This window comes from Vibrio sp. Vb0667 (assembly GCF_033391095.1).
In genome coordinates this window covers 1-1499 of record NZ_JAWPOL010000153.1, presented here as the reverse complement: position 1 = coordinate 1499, position 1499 = coordinate 1, and the positions used below count along the sequence as shown (strand labels likewise).

Here is a 1499-nt window from a genome sequence, read left to right as displayed (position 1 = left end):
CGCGAGTGCTTTGATGTTCTGTGCAATAAGCTCGGCGGCAACGAGTTCGATCTTGTTTAACAATTCAGAGTAAGTCAGTTCAACCGTTTGATTCGCTTCGTAGCCGACAAGTGCTACTCGATCTGGTGTCGTTTTTGCCCATTTTGTAATGGCATCGAGGAGAATATTCATACATCACCTATATTCTGGCGTTGTGTTTAACCAAGTTGTTCTGGTTGTGTTTGCGGTTTTAACGACGTTTACTTTTCTATCTAGGCTTGTTTGCGTTTTCTTTCTTGGACTAATCGAAGACGCTCTAGTCCTTTTTGCAAATTGCCAGCTAACACACGCGGTTGATGTTCGTAGTATGACCCCCAAGTGGACTCGGCATCGGGGACTTTGTTTTGATCGGCCTGCGCGATGATATGAGGCTCCAATCCTAGGCGCGCCATCATGGCGTGAAGTGGGTCTGTCGCGGTGAAGATGCACCATTCAAAACCGAGGTTGACCAGCATTTCTGCGATGAGGTAGAAGTGAAGAGATGACATGCCCTTAGCGAAAGATGCCAAGTGACCGAATTCCACTAAGTTCGAACGTTTTACGTCGCAGTTAAATACGTTAGAAACCAGCTTTTGGGCGTCGTCTTCTAAATACTGTTCAAGGAACAAGGGCTCATCTTCGGCGATGCGAAAGCCGCATACGGAAATAATTTGGCCGCCTTCAATGAGGGTTAAATACGCCGGCATAAATTGTTTTAGCTCGGCAAAGAATGCTTCTTGATAACGCTGAGAAACATGCTCGATAACTTGGCTCCAAAGCGGATGCGTTGGATAAACGATGTCTAAAGTAAAGCCATCTGCAGAAGTTTGTGCATGGTGTTTCATGAGCGCTTCCTTTGTTTGAGTAGTTATCAACAAAATAAAACGCGAAACTTAAGAAATTCTTAAGGAATGAAACTTTGATAAATTATTTAACGACAGGAAGGCTTAAATGGCAGTGCCTTTTGGGGTTTTGTGCTGGTATGTAATTGATATTAATACGATGTTTTTTGAGTAATCTAAATAAAAAAGCCAGTCTAAATAATCGACTGGCTTTTCATTTTCTCACTGAGGAACCAAAGATACGCTAAAGCTTTAGCGGTTTCTTAAGATTTTTGGGCGTTACATTGCCGCTTTCTTCGCTTCTTCCATCCAACCATCAAAGGTTGTTTGGTTGGCTTTAATCCAGCCATTTACGTGCGCTTCGATGTCTGCCGCGCTATTTTTACCTTGGCTCATCATCATGTTTTGAGCGCTGACATCATTGATATTCAGTTTGATGATTTCGAACAGTTTCGCTGCCGATGGGTTCTTCTCTGTGAACTCTTTGTTCGCGACGATGCGCATAGAGTTCATTTCAAAACCGTAGTTTTTGCCGTTTTTCAGTGTGGTGTCGATGTCTTTACGTTCACCAGGAAGAGACGAGAACGGCACCTCTAGCCACACAACGTCTTTACCCGGAACAAGTACGCCACTTACCCA

General features: G+C 43.8%; 2 protein-coding genes. Both read right to left on the bottom strand.

Annotated elements, in window-relative coordinates; genetic code table 11:
* Positions 1-251: 251 nt before the first annotated feature.
* The gene (locus R8269_RS24185) at positions 252-863 is read right to left on the bottom strand and encodes a thermostable hemolysin (RefSeq protein WP_108744882.1); all 612 of its coding nucleotides are present in this window, start codon (positions 861-863) and stop codon (positions 252-254) included.
* Between the two features lie 276 nt (positions 864-1139).
* Positions 1140-1499, bottom strand: a 360-nt coding sequence (locus R8269_RS24180; RefSeq protein WP_318222772.1) for a glycine betaine ABC transporter substrate-binding protein, incomplete at its 5' end; no start/stop codon positions are given.